The sequence below is a fragment of the Paracoccus nototheniae genome (assembly GCF_004335005.1).
GTDB lineage: Bacteria > Pseudomonadota > Alphaproteobacteria > Rhodobacterales > Rhodobacteraceae > Paracoccus > Paracoccus nototheniae.
The window spans coordinates 50,921-66,030 of the sequence record NZ_RQRT01000003.1 but is presented as its reverse complement, the minus strand read 5'-3'; the positions used below and the strand labels follow the sequence as shown (position 1 = coordinate 66,030).

Genomic DNA, 15,110 nt, shown 5'->3' with positions numbered 1-15,110 from the left:
CCATGGGCATCTGGTCGCGCCTTATGAGCCGCCGCGCAGATCCGCCATCTATTTCGCAGGTTCGGATGCTGGAAGGCGCCAGCGGTAAGCGTTGGCCCTCGACCCCGGCTTTTGGTGCGACGGGTAGCGAAGTTCTGGCAGGCGCGGCCCAAGTGCGCGGCCGAGCCCGGCATCTGCGGTTCAATGATCCTACCGCCACCAATGCTGCGGAGATCCTGCGCACCGCCCTTGTGGGCTATGGCGCGACACTGACCAGCGGCACGGAAGAGATCGACACTGCCTTTGCCGAATGGGCTGCACGGACGCGCCTGCCCGCCCTGGAAGGTGAGATGATCGACTCGCTGGCAACGGACGGCGAAGCGCTGATTATCCTGCGCAGTGACGACAGCGGCGCCCTGCGCCTGCAGCATGTCCCAGCTGAACAGCTGGACGAGGCTTACAGCGTCGAACTGAGCGGCGGGCGCTACATAGCCGCGGGCATCGAATACAACGCGGACGATCTGCCTGTCGCGTATCACTTCCGCCCTGCCCGTCCGACTGACCAATATCAGACCTTCCGGGCGCCCGTACGGGTCGAGGCAGTGGACGTGCTGCATATCTTCCGCCGACAGGGCGCAGGGCAAACCCGCGGCTTGTCATGGTTCGCGCCTGTCATCCTGCCGCTTAACGAACTGTCGCAACTGCAGGACGCTCTGCAGGTGACCGCCAAGATTCAGGCGATGCTCGTCGGCTTCTTGGTCGATCTGAACGGCACCGCGACCAATCCGCTTGGCGAGGGCGAAAACCCAATGGACGTGTCGCTTGAACCCGGCACGATGCGCGTCTTGCCGGCGGGCTGGGATGTGAAGTTCACGACGCCCCAGCAGATGGCGCAATCTGTCGAACTGGTGGCCGTGTCGCTGCGGCAGATCGCAGCCGGTTTGCAGATTCCCGAGTTCCTGCTGTCGGGCGATATGCGCGGTGTGAACTACAGCAGCGCGCGTACCGCGCTGATACAGTTTCGCAGCCGGATCGAAGCCATGCAGCACGCCCTATTGGTTCCCGCCTTTTACGGGCCGATTTGGCAGCGTTGGCAACTTCTGGAAAGTCTGCGCGGTAGCGACTGGGCCGATCCCGCCACACCGCTGGAGGTTCACTTTCCGAAACCTCAGTGGGTCGACCCAGAGTCGGACGCCAAGGCAACACGAGAGATGCTGGCAATGGGCCTCATCAGCCGCCGGCAAGCGGTCGCGCAGATCGGCTATGACGTGGCCAAGGTCGATGCGGAAATTGCAGCCGATCGGCAGCGCGAAGCCGCGATGGGTCTTACCTTTGGCGAAAAGCCGAAAGAACAAAACGGAATCCAAGCATGAACATTCTTGCCCATGGCGGCATGCTGACGCGCGAAGCCCCGGCATCCGGCAGCTTCAGCCCTGAGTCCCTCGAAATCGAAGCCGTCATCGCAACCCGCCACCCAGTCACCCGGCGCGATGCTCGCGGACTTTATATCGAGATCCTCGACCCCGCCGGGCTGGTGCTGTCGGGAGACGACTGGCCGCTTCTGGCGGATCACCGCCCCACGGCACGCGAGACGATCGGCCGGGTGCATGATGTCCGCATCGACGGCGACACAGTACTGGCCCGGCTGCGCTTCAGCGGTGCAGACGACCTGCTGCCGATCCGCCAGCGCGTCCAAGACGGCACGCTGCGCGCCTTCAGCGCCGGCTATTCGGTCGAGGCATGGGCCGAGGGCAAAGATGAAACCGGCCAAAGAACGAAAACTGCAACCCGCTGGCACCTCAAAGAAGTGTCGCTTGTCGCAATCCCTGCTGACCCCAATGCAACCCGACGGAGTGACACCATGCCTTTTGACATCGAAACCCGAAACGCGCTGATCGACACGCTGCGCGGCGCCTGCAATCTGTCCGACGAATGGGGCGCCGATCTGGGCGCTGAAGCCGTCACCGACGACGATGTGCGCAGAGCTGCCCGCGACGCCATGACTCAGCGTGCGGCACCGCCGATCCGCGTCACCCGCGAAAACGGCAACCCTGCCGAGATTCAGACCCGCGCCGCTGATGCGCTGGCCTTCCGGATGGCTGGTGGAGCCCTGCCCGAAGCCAGCCGAGAATATGTGAACGTGACCCTACGCGAGATGGCGGCCGATGCCCTTCAGCGTTCGGGCGTCAGCACTCGCGGCATGTCCGCTGATGAGGTCTTTTCGCGGAGCCTGAGCGCGTCCGACTTCCCGCTGCTGGTTTCGAACGCCATGGGCAAGGTCGCGGCGCAGGCTTATCAAGCGGCCGAAAGCCCGCTGAAGGCTCTGGCCCGCCAACGGACGCTGCCGAACTTCAAGACTACGACCGCCATCCGTATCGGTGAAATGGGCCGTCTGGAAGAGATGACGGAACATGGCGAGTTCACCCATACCAGCCGCGCCGAGGCGGGCGAGACCATGAGCCTGAAGACCTTCGGCCGGGCGATCAGCGTGTCGCGCAAGCTGCTGATCGACGACGATCTGGGCCTTCTGGGCGACATGACCAGCGCGATGGGCGCGGCGGCGGCGCAGACCGAAGCCGACGAGCTGGTGAAGCTGCTGGCTGACAATCCGATTATGTCGGATGGCCTGCCCGTTTTCCATGTCAGCCGGGGCAACATCGCCACGGGTCCCGGGTCGGATATGCTGGACCCGGAAGCTGCCGTTGCGGCGCTGCTTGAAGCCCGTCGCGTCATGCGGACGATTACGGGTCTGGACGGTCGGACCATCCTTAGCGTGAAGCCGCGCTATCTGGTCGTGGGTGCAGACCTAGAAGCACACGCAGAGAAGGCGCTTGCGTCGATCTACGCCGCGACAACGCATGACGTGAACCCGATGGCTGGGAAGCTGGAACTGGTCGTGGAACCTCGTCTGATCGGCAACACGTGGTTCGTCATGGCCGACCCGGCTGCCGTCCCGTCGCTGCAATATGCCTATCTGTCCAGCGCGCAGGGCGTGCAGATCCAGCGACAGGAAGCCTGGGACACGCTGGGCCTGAAGTATCGCGCCTTCCTCGACTTCGGTTGCGGCTGGCTCGACTGGCGCGGGGCCTATCGCTCGACCGGGGCGGCCTGATGGCCAGCGCCGCACAGCTGAGCGAATGGCGGGACCGGCTGCAGGAAGCGCGCTTCAGCGGTGAACGTGCGGTGCACGATGCCAACGGCGATCGCGTGGAATTCAAAAGCGACTCGGAGATGGCCCGCGCCCTGGCGGCCATCGACGCAGAGATCGCAAATCTTCAACGGCGGCGTCTTTCGATCGTCCGCTTCCAGACCTCGAAAGGACTCTAACCCATGGCCCGCAACTTCATTCAAGCCGGTGACAACCTGACCATTCCCGCCCCCGCTTCCGTCCTGTCGGGCGGCGTGGTGATCGCAGGTGACATCCGCGGCATTGCCCTGATCGACGCTGCAGCTGGCGCCCCCGTCGACGTGTCTGTCGTCGGCTGCTGGGAACTGCCCAAGGTGGCCGCTAACGCCTTCACCCTCGGCGCCAAGGTCTATTGGAACGCGACCGACAGCCTGGCCACCACGACCGCCAGCGGCAACACCCTGCTGGGCTATACGATCGAAGCGGCACCGGCCGACACCGCTGCCGTCAAAGTGCGGCTGCTGACCGCTTAACCATCGGCCCACGACGGGCACGATCGGCCGCCGGGGTTGCGTGTTCCCCGGCGGCTGTTTTATTTCAGGCCTCGCCTGTTAGTCGCCTAATCGCTTCTTCTTTCGCATAGGCAAGAACCACATCGACTGTCCAACCACCAGCTGCCGAGAAATACGCTTTAGTCTTGTCCCATACCGTCTTTTCTTCTGTCGCGCTTATGAACTGATGGCCTTTCATAGTCAGCCCATGCACGTGAAAACTGAGATCCAAGCTCTGAACGTTAGTGGGCTTGATGAACCCTTCATCGATCAGCATGCTGATATGATAATTGTTTTGCGGTGGTGTTCCCGAAAAATCGTTGATCCCGATTTCTTGGATACCCGAAACAGATTCCGGCTCATAATTTTCGACGGCAAGCAAGATCTCACGAATCAGGTCAAGGTTGTATTTCATTTCAAAAGACCCCTCTGAGTGCCTCTTATGCACATGGTAGTATCCTGTTGTCTCCGTGCAACAACCACAAGAATTCGATGTGAGTCCTGCGCATGGTAGCGTCCTGTTGGTACCAGTTGTTGGTATTGACCATCTAATGCCCATCAATATCAACGCGATGTGAAGGCTGCCGGGCCTACCAACCCCACCCCAGTCCGTTGATCTTTATGACTAAATCAGGAATTTTAACGGGAATAGGTGCGGGTTTGCGCCGTTCCGACCGTGTTCCGGTCCCAGAACGAGACCGCCGGGGTCCGTCGTGCGGATGCCCGGTTCCGCCTCTGCCCGCGGTTTGTGCGCGTCAAGATAGGGCGGGATCTCCCAGCACTGATCGCGTTTGGTCGTTTGCCTTACCGATATGAGCGCGTCGCACGACCTCGGCGGGACAGCGGCAAGGCCGCACCGCTTCCTGCGCGGGATTGATCATCGGGCCAGCCAACGGGCCGGGCATCTGCCAAAGGCGATCTGCTGGTCAGGCGCTCGGGCAATGGACCCTTTCGCGCGAATACCGAACAGTTTGTTTTATAATCTGTGGGTTGACCGATGCCATGAACCTGAGGCTGATGAGGAAACCGTGCTGCAGGAGGTCTCATGGCCCGCCCCAGACTGCCCTCCATCGACATCATCGGCGACTCCCATACCGTGTTTTTCGGGGCGAAGAAGGTGGCAGCGGCGACGGCCCGCATGGGGCTAAGCGGGGCGCCGTTTCACACCCGCGTGCACCTTCTTCAGGGAGCATCGCTGACCGGGGTCCGGGCCTATTCGTCATCCCTGCAGATTCGCGAAAAAATCGACGCGGTCGTGAAGACGGCAGACCGGCTTGTTCTTGCTCTGGGGCAGGTCGATCTGGAGCTGGGGTTTTGTTACAAGCAGGTCATCAAGAAAGAAACGTGGACCCCGGACGGCTATGTTGCCTATCTGACCGATATCTATCGCACGTTCCTTGAGACATCGGATTTCGGTCCGTGCACGCTGGCCCTCAAGGGGGTCAATCTCACGGTCCTTTCCACGCCGCACTTTGCCAGAGCGTATGTGGGCCGGATCATCACCGAAGGAAAGCCGGACGATATCGGCCAGGCACAGGCCGCTTTGGATGCGGCCATGCTGAACGAGCGGGACCAAAACGATCTCCATCTGTCCTTCAACGCCAAAGTGGCGCAACTGGCTAAGCAGTTCGGGTTGGGATATTTCGACCTGACCAGCCGCCTGTCCGCCCGCGACGACGGCGGATCGCCTGTCATGCCTGCCGTCCTTGATCGGGCGCACCGGCCCATGAAAGCGGATCACCACCTGCTTTCAAGTGTCGCCGTCTATCGCCACCATTACGAGGCCTTGCAGCAGACATTCGGGTTTTCCCACGGTACGGATCGACATTCCCCGGTAATGTCCGATCCGCACCCGACCCCGTCATCACACGAAACGTCGCCACACCCACAGCCCGCCTTATGACGTCGAGGCTGATGCCGATGCAGCCCCGGGCTCATACTGGTATGGTTCCGGTCTTCGCCAGCGGACTGGTCGGGATGTCATGGGCCGGGCGGATCCTTGGCGCGCCCGACGGCTGCCGGGCATGTCAAGCGTCACCCTTAGCGGCGGCGCGTCATTTTGAACGGCCGTTCATGCGCGTCGTTTCAGCGGCTCCCATCTGGCCGGAAAGGCGCTGGATGACAGCCTGATATTCGCTGTTGTGGGAATAGGCCGAAAGCGCGCGGGAAATCAGCGTCCAGTCCTCCATGGTGATCACCGGACGATGGGCTGCCAGAGGCATTGATTGAGCCATAACCATTTACTCCATACAAAATACTCATGAATATTAACGCCGTTTTGCACAGGGTCATATGTGTCCTTTCGTATAAGTCAGACAGGGCAATAGGCGGCTTTCCGCGCAAAAAACATACCTTAACGTGCGTGTTTTCCATCCGATCGCGCAGGGGTTGTCTGCAGACAAATGGTCCCGGTCACTGCAGGCGCACGAACGATATTGTCGCTCTGAACGGCAGGCCGCGCCAGCCGGCGCCTGCCGGTCGCAGGCAGGCATCGGGCGTCAGGTTTGCCGGGCGGGATCTGGCGGGCTATAGGTGGTGACGACCCGGAGCGGACCCGCCAAGGCAAGATCGGGCAGACCGGCCAGCGCCTCTGACACCGCAAGATCCTGCACCTCGCGGCAGAACACGTCGCCATCGCATTGAACAAAGACATGCAGGGTGACCTCTGTCTTGGCGCAGGGGCCTGTCAGCGTGACCGTGACGGCCACCCCGGCATTCCTGCCGCATGGCGATCGCAGGCCAAAGGCGTTCGCCTGTACCACTCGCCGTTCGTCAGATCGATGCATCGCGCCTCTCAGCTTGTGGTTGCAAAGATAGCAGCAGAGATTTGCGCTTTGCGCAAACGCCGTGTCGTCGTTTTGAACTATTCGTTACGGAACCGCACCGTTTGGCATCACAATCCGGCGAAGGGGCGTCCGACTTGCGGCTTTGCAGGCATCCTTGCAACGGACAGGCAAGGACCATCAGGCAGGCCGCATGATGGATGGCGAGGGCCATTGCTGTGGGACCGTGATCGGCGACGGTTGTCCGGTGAAAGGGCGCGGCGGCGGTCCGGGGCTGCCTATCCCGCGTTGGGCAGGCCGGCCATCCCCTTGCCCTTCGCGGTCAGGAACGGAAACTGGCTGGCGCAGGTCTTTGAAATCTCGGCCTTGTCCATCCGCACGAAACCCTGCCGCCGGATCCGGTCCGCATCGAACAGCGTGTCGTTCTGGCCGTTATGGGTGGCCAGCGACATCCCGTCCGGGATCACGATACTGGCGAACCGGCGCATCAGGGCGAAATGGCCAAACGAAAAAATGCTGCGGGTGGGATGATACAGGGCGGCGCCGGCGCTGAAAAAGGGCGAATCCCACGCATAGATCCCGGCCTGCTCTCCACCAGCGGAACAGAACAGCACCGACCGGAAACTCAGCGCCAGCGGCGTGCAGACCGCCACCAGCCGCGAGGCGATCTGGCGTTTGCGTTCGACGAAGGTTGTGCAGACCGCATCATCATCGTCCAGCCGGAACTGCACCATGGTCTTCAGCTCCATCCCCAGTTCGGCCAGAACGGCTTTCTGCGCATCGACCACATGGATCAGCGGGAAAAAGCGCAGCACGACCTGAGGAACCGCGCTGCAGATCTGAGACAGGCGCTGCTTGTAGGGGGCGGGCATCGTCTCGGGCGCCAGAACGATCAGGGTAAAGTCCTGATCCGTCTGCGCCTGCAGCGAGGCCAGCGTCAGATGCTGCAAGGTCGCAAGGCGCCGCTCGATCCGGTCGGGCGCGAACAGCGTTGCTGCCTGCTGATCGGCGATGACCGCGACCTCGGCGTCGGATGCCCCCTGATAGGCCTTCCAGTCGCCGCGCCCCAGCAAAGAGAAACGACAGATACCGACAACATGCATAAAGGGGGGCCCGTGGATCGCAAAAGGATGCATCAGGGTGCCAAGACTTGGCGTCGGCGGCAATCCAAATCGTTCAGTTTAAAAAATGCCGTCGGCGCGATGTCAAACCCGTGCCGAAGCCCGGAACCAGAAAGGCGGCCTCGAAAGGGCCGCCTGTCCGGTTATCGCATGTCAGGACCGACCCGCAACGGGCCGGTCCCTTAGATCGCTGCGATCAGCGGGCAAGACCCGCCTGCAGCCCGATCAGCCGCATTTGGAATGGCCGCAGCTGGGGCATGTCATGCAGCCCTCGACCATGCGCATGCCGTATTGGCCGCAGCTGGAACAGGCGGGGCCGCGCGGGGCCTCGTTCACGGCGATGGCCTCGGCCTTGGGATCGCTTTTCAGACCCAGACCTTCGCCCGCCAGAAAGCCCGTCTCGACCAGATGACGCTCGATCACCCCGCCGATGGCCGCCAGGATCGAGGGCACATAGCGGCCCGCCATCCAGGCGCCGCCGCGCGGATCGAAGACGGCCTTCAGCTCTTCGACCACGAAGGACACATCGCCACCGCGCCGGAACACGGCCGAGACCATCCGCGTCAGCGCGACGGTCCAGGCATAATGCTCCATGTTCTTGGAGTTGATGAAGATCTCGAAGGGGCGGCGGTGGTTGCCCTGCACGATGTCGTTGATGGTGATATAGATCGCGTGCTCGGACCCCGGCCATTTCAGCTTGTAGGTCGCGCCTTCCAGCGCCGCCGGACGGTCCAGCGGTTCGGTCAGATAGACCACATCGGCGCCCTTGTCGGCCTCGGGGGCCTTTTCGGTCGTCTCGCTGACCGACAGGACCGATCCTGTCACCGCATTCGGGCGATAGGTGGTGCAGCCCTTGCAGCCCAGATCCCAAGCCGCCATGTAGACGTCCTTGAACTCTTCAAAGCCGATATCCTCGGGGCAGTTGATGGTCTTGGAGATGGAACTGTCCACCCATTCCTGCGCGGCCGCCTGCATGGCGACATGATCGCGCGGCGCCAGAGTCTGCGCGTTCACGAAATAGGCGGGCAGTTCGGCGTCACCCTTCAGATCGCGCCACATCTGCACGGCGTAATCGACGACCTCTTCCTCGGTGCGCGAGCCGTCCTTCTGCAGAACCTTGCGGGTATAGGCATAGGCAAAGACCGGCTCGATGCCCGAGGACACGTTGCCCGCATAGAGGCTGATCGTCCCGGTCGGCGCGATGGATGTCAGCAGCGCATTGCGGATGCCGTGTTCGCGGATCGCCTCGCGGACGTCCTCGTCCATCTTGGACATGAAGCCCGAGGCCAGATATTGCTCGGCATCGAACAGCGGGAAGGCGCCTTTTTCGCGGGCCAGATCGACCGAGGCCAGATAGGCCGACCGCGCGATGGCCTTCATCCAGATGCGGGTCTGTTCGACCGCGTCATCGGCACCATAGCGCAGGCCCAGCATCAGCAGCGCATCGGCAAGGCCCGTGACGCCCAGACCGATGCGGCGCTTGTTGCGGGCCTCCTCGGCCTGTGCGTCCAGCGGGAATTTCGACGCATCGACCACATTGTCCATCATGCGCACGGCGGTGCGGACCAGATCGTCCAGACCCTTGGGGTCCAGCTGGGCGGCATCGGTGAACGGGTCAGTCACCAGCCGCGCCAGATTGATCGAGCCCAGCAGGCAGGCGCCATAGGGCGGCAGGGGCTGTTCGCCGCAGGGATTGGTGGCGGCGATCGTCTCGACATAGGACAGGTTGTTGGCCTTGTTGATCCGGTCGATGAAGATCACGCCCGGCTCGGCGAAATCATAGGTCGCCTGCATGATCTTGTTCCACAGGTCCAGCGCCTGAACGGTGCTGTAAACCCGGCCCTCGAATTTCAGATCCCAGGGACCATCGGCGCGGACGGCGGCCATGAAATCATCGGTGATCAGGACCGACAGGTTGAACATGCGCAGCCGGGCGGCGTCCTGCTTGGCCACGATGAACTGTTCCACATCGGGGTGGTCGCAGCGCATCGTCGCCATCATCGCGCCGCGACGGCTGCCCGCCGACATGATCGTGCGGCACATCGCGTCCCAGACATCCATGAAGGACAGGGGACCAGACGCATCCGCCGCCACGCCTTTGACCACGGCGCCACGCGGACGGATGGTCGAGAAATCATAGCCGATGCCGCCGCCCTGCTGCATGGTCAGCGCAGCCTCTTTCAGCATCTCGAAGATGCCACCCATGCTGTCGGGGATGGTGCCCATGACAAAGCAGTTGAACAGCGTGACCGACCGGCCCGTGCCCGCGCCTGCCAGAATGCGGCCTGCGGGCAGGTATTTGAAATCTTCCAGCGCGGTATAGAATTTGTCTTCCCACTTGGCCGGATCGCTTTCGACCCGCGCCAGATCGCGGGCGACGCGGCGCCAGCTATCCTCGACGGATGCATCGACCGCCTGCCCCTCGGCATCCTTCATCCGGTACTTCATATTCCAGATCTGTTCGGCAATCGGGACGGCAAAGCGAGTCATATCCACATTCCTTAGCGGTATTTTTGGAGTTAGACACCAGATATAGAGATCGCCGCGCCAAGGCAAGGTCTTGACACGGGTATTCAGACCTCTGGAACGGACGGTGTGAAATCCGAGGATACCGCGGAAAAGCATGCCGCCGAAAGGCTTTTACGATCATGGTCGCGAACCAGAATCGGTTGATGCAGCCGCACCACCACATGCCCCTGACGTTTTGCCGCAAGCACGGTCAGCAGATGCGGGCCCAGATCCATCTCGGCCCACCAGCCATAGAATCGCGGATCGCGACCAGGCGGCGCATGATAGAGCGCGCTGACCGGCTGGATCGCCAGGGCCTGGGGCAGATCGGGGTCCAGAAAACCCTGGAACAACGTCGCCTTGAAGGGCAGGACGCGGCGGCCATCGGTCGAGGTGCCCTCGGGGAAGAACAGCAGGCGGTGACCGGCGCGGATGCGGGCGGTGAACTCCGCCGCCTGCGCGCGGGCCAGTTTCGGATCGCGGGCCACGAAATGCGTGTCGGTCACCCGGGTCAGGATGTTGATGCCGGGCCAGCGGGCGACCTCGGCCTTGCTGACGAAGATGACCGGCAGGGCGGCGTTCAGCACAAGGATGTCCAGCCAGCTGGAATGATTGGCCACCACGGCGCCGGGACCGTGCAGGGGCCGACCCTCGCGCCGCCAGCCGATCCCAAGACAGAGCAGCACCAGATGGCAGACGCGTTGCACATGCGGGCCGGTCCAGGGACGGCGGCGGCCATGAAACAGCCGCTCGACCCCGCGCAGGGGCAGGATCAGGGTCACGCCCAGCAACAGGACCAGCACGGCAGGCAGCCCGCGCCGGATCACCCGCAGCCAGTCGGCCAGTCCCTGCGGTCCCGGCAGCGGCGGAGGGGCGCCCGCGCGCCATGTCGGGTCTAGCACCGCGCGCTCATGTCGGTTGCCAGCGGCTTTCATAGAACTGCCGGTGCTTGGCCGACATCGCTGCCGTGTCCATCAACAGGAACACATCCGTGGTGTTGAAGGCCCGGTCGATATAGGCGCCCTGTCCCACCTGCCCGCCAAGCCGCAGATAGGCCTTGATCAGCGCGGGCATGGCCACCATCGCCTCGCGCCGGTCCAGCCGGTCGGGGGCGATCAGGTCCATCGACTGAAATCCGGCCTCGCGGGCGCGGGGGCGCAGATCGTCGGGCGCCAGATGATGATGATGCAGCCATGACAAGGACGGCGCCAGCATCGCGATATCGGTGCCGTGAAAGCTGGCCACCCCGAACAGGATCTGGACGTCATGGTCCAGAACGTAATCGGCCAGCGCGTTCCACATCAGAAACATCGCCGCCCCGCCGCGCTGGTCGGGGTCCACGCAGGACCGCCCCAGTTCCAGCAAAGGCCGCCCGCTGGCCCGCAGCGGCGTCAGGTCATATTCGCTGTCGCAATAGAACCGCCCGAAGGTCGCCGCCACATCGCTGCGCAGCAGGCGATAGACGCCCACGACATGATCCAGCGCCGCCGGGTCGCGGCGCGTGTCGATCAGGCACAGATGATCGACGACCGGATCGAACTCGTCCCGCTCCAGCCGCGCCTCGTGATCGACCATCGGACCGGTGCCGCCCAGCTCTTCGACAAACACGCGATAGCGCAGGCGCTGCGCGGCCATCAGGTCGTGCGGGCCGGTCGCAAGGCGCGTCTGGTAAAAGGCGGGGTCGGCTCGGTTCACGGGGCCTCGGGGGGATGGGGGCGCGGTTGGGACTGTCTAGGAAAGCCTGCGCGCCATTGCAACCAGCCATGCCCGGACCGGCAGGTTCCGCTTGCGCAATGCAACCCAAGGTTGCATAATGACACAAGTGAAATCAGGAGTTTACATGCCGTTGAACCGCAGGATCTGCAGGCTGACCCGACGTCCGTCGATGACTTGTTTGCCCACCTCGGGGAATGTCACGGTGATGCGGTCGCCGATGCGGGACTGCACCTGCCCCTCGCCCCATTCCGGCGCGCCGGGATGGCGCACGATCATGCCGGGTTCCAGGATCTCGTTCACCGCATATCCTCCTGTGTTTGCGCGTCAGGGTAACCGCAGATGACGGCTGATACAACGCGGGCCGACACAACGCGGGCCGGTCCGGGCATGGCGCAGATCCCGCCCGGCGACCTGACCGGGCTTCTGGCAGCGCGGCTGTGCCATGATCTGGTCTCGCCCCTTGGCGCCATCGGCAACGGCGTCGAACTGCTGGAGATGTCGGCCGACTTTCCCGGCTTGTCCAAATCCCCCGAAATGCGCCTGATCGCCGAGGCGGTGGCTGCAGCGCGGTCGCGCATCCAAGGCTATCGTATGGCATTCGGCAGCGCCACCGGCGACCAGCGCGTCGGGCGCAGCGATCTGGCTCGCCTGCTGGACGGGGTTGCCACCCATGGCCGGTTGCAGATCACCCTGTCGGCCGAGGGCGATTTTCCCCGGACCGAGGTTCGGATGGTCCTGCTGGCGCTGATGTGTGTGGAAACCGCCCTGCCCTGGGGGGGCCGGGTCACCATCCAGCATCAGGCGCCGGGATGGGCCGTGGCGGCCACGTTCGATCGTTGCCGCCATGATCCCGACCTGTGGGGTTGGCTGGACGGCTGCCCCGCCCGCAACCCCGCCCCGGCCGAGGTGCATTTCGCCCTGCTGGCCGAGGCCGCGATGGCCCGCAACCGACCCCTGCAGCATCAGATCACCGGGACCGAGATCCGCATCGGTTTCTGACGCCTTGGGGCGCGGCCTCAGGGACGGATGGTGCCGTCCCCGGTGACCAGATATTTGAAGCTGGTCAGTTGTTCGGCCCCTACCGGACCACGGGCATGCATCTTTCCGGTGGCGATGCCGATTTCCGCGCCCATGCCGAATTCGCCCCCATCCGCGAACTGGGTCGAGGCGTTGCGCATCAGAATTGCGCTGTCCAGACCCGCAAAGAACCGTGCGGCGGTGGCATCATCCTCGGTCAGGATCGATTCCGTGTGCTGGCTGCCATAGTGGCGGATATGGGCGATCGCCTCATCCACCCCATCAACCAGCTTGGCGGCGATGATCATGTCCATGAATTCGCAGCCGAAATCATCACGACGGGCCGGGGTGGTGCCGGGGATCCGGGCCAGATCGCCATCGGCGCGCACCTCGACGCCCGCCTCCAGCAGGTCGCGGATCAACACATCGCCATGGGCCGCAAAGAACGCCCGGTCGATCAGCAGGCATTCCGCCGCACCGCAGACCCCGGTGCGCCGGGTCTTGGCGTTCAGGACCACGCGGCGGGCCTTGTCCAGATCGGCGGCGCCATCGGCATAGATGTGGCAGATCCCCTCAAGATGGGCAAAGACCGGCACCCGCGCCTCGGACTGGACCAGCGCGACCAGCCCTTTGCCACCGCGCGGGATGATCACGTCGATCAGCCCCTGGGCTGTGAGCATGGCGCTGACGGCGGCGCGGTCGCGGTTGGGAACCATCTGGATTGCGGTTTCGGGCAGCCCGGCGGCGCGCAGGCCCGCGACCATGCAGGCATGGATCGCCGCACTGGAATGCAGGCTTTCCGAGCCGCCGCGCAAAATCACCGCATTGCCCGATTTCAGGGCCAGGGCGCCTGCATCGGCGGTGACATTGGGGCGGCTTTCATAGATGACGCCGATCACCCCGATGGGCGTGCGCACGCGCTGGATATGCAGGCCCGAGGGGCGATCCCATTCCGCGATCACCTGACCGACGGGATCGGGCTGATCGGCAACCTCGCGCAGGGCCTGCGCGATGCCCTGCAGCCGTGCCTCGTCCAGACGCAGGCGGTCCAGCATCGCATCCGACAGACCCTTGGCACGGGCGAAATCCAGATCGCGGGCATTGGCGGCCAGAATCGCGGGCGTGTCACGGATGACGGCATCGGCGGCGGTGATCAGCGCCAGACGCTTGGCTGGTGCCGGGGCCTGCGCCAGTTCGACCGCAGCCGCGCGGGCCGCCGTGCCAAGAGCGTCGATCAAATCCCGGGCCTGAACCATGTCGGTCATCACATCCTCCGAAAGCGCAAATCGCGCCCGTCTTAGCGGCATTCCGCCATCAGGGGAATGCCTTGCCGTCATCGGATGAGAAAGGGAAGAAATGGCGCGGTTGACGGGGCTCGAACCCGCGACCCCCGGCGTGACAGGCCGGTACTCTAACCAACTGAGCTACAACCGCGCATTTCCTTCGGGCGAATGATGAGTTGTGGCGCGGTTGACGGGGCTCGAACCCGCGACCCCCGGCGTGACAGGCCGGTACTCTAACCAACTGAGCTACAACCGCCCAACTCATCCCCCGGACGATCGCCCGCCGGAGTAGGCCGGGGTTTACGCAGACCGCCGCGCGGCGTCAAGGGCGGCTGACACAAATTCGACGACAAAGCGCATGATCGTCGAAAACCCCGTTGTTTCATGCAAAAGGGGCGCCCGACGGGCGCCCCTTTCATGGTCTGGCTGGGCCAGATCAGATCAGTCCATGATCGTGTCGGTGTCGAACTCGGGCAGGGCCTCAAGCTCTTCCTGGCTGTAGTTGGTCGCCAGGACGGTGTCATCGCCGAACTGCGCCATGTTCAGGGCATCATTGTCCAGCAGGACGGTATGCGTGCCCATCCCCAGGAAGCCGCCGATATCGGCGATATAGCCCATGACCTGCCCGTCGGGCGACATCACGATATCCGAGACGGTCGCGATCTCGTTCCATTCGCCCGGGATCGCGTCGCCGGTGGCGTCGGTCCATTCGGTGGTCGAGGGTTCGTTGGTGGTATAGATCGCGCGGCCCTGCAGCCAGTTTGCGGTCAGGCCCGGGTTTTCGGCCGACAGCGTCACTTCCATGTCGCTCATGTCGGCGGGTGCCGTTTCGGTGGCCATCGTGCCATCTGCCGGCATGGTTTCGGCTGGCATGGTTTCTGCGGGCATCGTCTCGGCGGGCATCGCGTCGGTGGCGGGCGGGGTCGTTGCGTCCTGCGCCATCATCGGGGTTGCAAAAGCCACGGCTGCGACAGTCATCATAAGGGTTTTCATTCTAGCTCTCCGCATCAATTCTTTGTTTCGAC

At 63.5% G+C, this 15,110-nt stretch carries 16 protein-coding genes and 2 tRNA genes; 6 read left to right on the top strand and 12 right to left on the bottom strand.

Going from position 1 to position 15,110, the window contains the following annotated elements:
- Nucleotides 1–2 precede the first annotated feature (2 nt).
- The 4 genes from EG885_RS02305 to EG885_RS02290 are packed head-to-tail and all read left to right on the top strand — an operon-like array spanning nt 3 to nt 3,639.
- Nucleotides 3–1,352 carry a phage portal protein gene (locus tag EG885_RS02305; RefSeq protein WP_131572860.1) on the top strand — a complete coding sequence of 450 codons (1,350 nt, stop codon included), beginning with the start codon at nt 3–5 and terminating at the stop codon, nt 1,350–1,352.
- Complete coding sequence (locus EG885_RS02300) at nt 1,349–3,091, top strand: phage major capsid protein (RefSeq protein WP_131572859.1); 1,743 nt, start codon at nt 1,349–1,351, stop codon at nt 3,089–3,091. Before EG885_RS02305 ends, EG885_RS02300 begins: the two co-directional genes overlap by 4 nt.
- Entirely contained in the window at nt 3,091–3,306 is a 216-nt protein-coding gene (locus tag EG885_RS02295) for a phage head-tail joining protein (RefSeq protein ID WP_131572858.1), read from the top strand. The genes EG885_RS02300 and EG885_RS02295 overlap by 1 nt, the downstream gene beginning before the upstream one ends.
- Nucleotides 3,307–3,309: 3 nt before the next feature.
- Nucleotides 3,310–3,639, top strand: coding sequence for a DUF2190 family protein (locus EG885_RS02290; protein ID WP_131572857.1), 330 nt, complete (start codon nt 3,310–3,312; stop codon nt 3,637–3,639).
- 64 nt (nt 3,640–3,703) lie between these two features.
- Here the strand turns inward: EG885_RS02290 and EG885_RS02285 are convergent, their stop codons facing one another.
- A complete protein-coding gene (locus EG885_RS02285; protein WP_165571008.1) occupies nt 3,704–4,072 on the bottom strand; it encodes a DUF2513 domain-containing protein in 369 nt (122 codons plus the stop codon).
- A gap of 630 nt (nt 4,073–4,702) precedes the next feature.
- On the opposite strand from EG885_RS02285, the gene EG885_RS02280 reads away from it, so the two are divergent.
- Entirely contained in the window at nt 4,703–5,560 is an 858-nt protein-coding gene (locus EG885_RS02280) for a hypothetical protein (RefSeq protein ID WP_131572855.1), read from the top strand.
- Between the two features lie 151 nt (nt 5,561–5,711).
- On the opposite strand, the gene EG885_RS22600 is transcribed toward EG885_RS02280, so the two are convergent.
- The 7 genes from EG885_RS22600 to EG885_RS02250 form a co-directional block, all read right to left on the bottom strand.
- On the bottom strand, nt 5,712–5,891 hold the full coding sequence (locus tag EG885_RS22600) for a hypothetical protein (RefSeq protein ID WP_165571007.1): 180 nt from the start codon (nt 5,889–5,891) through the stop codon (nt 5,712–5,714).
- A gap of 264 nt (nt 5,892–6,155) precedes the next feature.
- Nucleotides 6,156–6,365, bottom strand: coding sequence for a hypothetical protein (locus tag EG885_RS02275; protein ID WP_131572854.1), 210 nt, complete (start codon nt 6,363–6,365; stop codon nt 6,156–6,158).
- A gap of 353 nt (nt 6,366–6,718) precedes the next feature.
- The gene (locus EG885_RS02270) at nt 6,719–7,543 is read right to left on the bottom strand and encodes a glycosyltransferase (protein WP_165571006.1); all 825 of its coding nucleotides are present in this window, start codon (nt 7,541–7,543) and stop codon (nt 6,719–6,721) included.
- A 243-nt stretch (nt 7,544–7,786) separates the two neighbouring features.
- A complete protein-coding gene (locus EG885_RS02265; protein ID WP_131572852.1) occupies nt 7,787–10,051 on the bottom strand; it encodes an adenosylcobalamin-dependent ribonucleoside-diphosphate reductase in 2,265 nt (754 codons plus the stop codon).
- Between the two features lie 83 nt (nt 10,052–10,134).
- A complete protein-coding gene (gene olsA / locus EG885_RS02260; protein WP_242679467.1) occupies nt 10,135–10,971 on the bottom strand; it encodes a lyso-ornithine lipid O-acyltransferase in 837 nt (278 codons plus the stop codon).
- A 7-nt stretch (nt 10,972–10,978) separates the two neighbouring features.
- Nucleotides 10,979–11,764 (bottom strand): L-ornithine N(alpha)-acyltransferase, encoded by a 786-nt coding sequence (gene olsB / locus EG885_RS02255; protein ID WP_462931709.1) that lies wholly within the window; start codon nt 11,762–11,764, stop codon nt 10,979–10,981.
- Nucleotides 11,765–11,905: 141 nt separating this feature from the next.
- Nucleotides 11,906–12,085 (bottom strand): DUF3553 domain-containing protein, encoded by a 180-nt coding sequence (locus tag EG885_RS02250; protein ID WP_131572850.1) that lies wholly within the window; start codon nt 12,083–12,085, stop codon nt 11,906–11,908.
- A gap of 39 nt (nt 12,086–12,124) precedes the next feature.
- Between EG885_RS02250 and EG885_RS02245 the strand changes: the two genes are divergently transcribed.
- A complete protein-coding gene (locus tag EG885_RS02245) occupies nt 12,125–12,784 on the top strand; it encodes a histidine phosphotransferase family protein (protein WP_131572849.1) in 660 nt (219 codons plus the stop codon).
- Between the two features lie 17 nt (nt 12,785–12,801).
- Here the strand turns inward: EG885_RS02245 and EG885_RS02240 are convergent, their stop codons facing one another.
- From EG885_RS02240 to EG885_RS02225, 4 genes are all read right to left on the bottom strand, one after another.
- Complete coding sequence (locus EG885_RS02240; RefSeq protein WP_379107187.1) at nt 12,802–14,058, bottom strand: glutamate-5-semialdehyde dehydrogenase; 1,257 nt, start codon at nt 14,056–14,058, stop codon at nt 12,802–12,804.
- 101 nt (nt 14,059–14,159) lie between these two features.
- A tRNA-Asp gene (locus EG885_RS02235) sits at nt 14,160–14,236 on the bottom strand.
- Between the two features lie 28 nt (nt 14,237–14,264).
- Nucleotides 14,265–14,341 (bottom strand) — tRNA-Asp (locus EG885_RS02230).
- 185 nt (nt 14,342–14,526) lie between these two features.
- Nucleotides 14,527–15,066, bottom strand: coding sequence for a PRC-barrel domain-containing protein (locus tag EG885_RS02225; protein ID WP_165571005.1), 540 nt, complete (start codon nt 15,064–15,066; stop codon nt 14,527–14,529).
- Between the last annotated feature and the right edge of the window lie 44 nt (nt 15,067–15,110).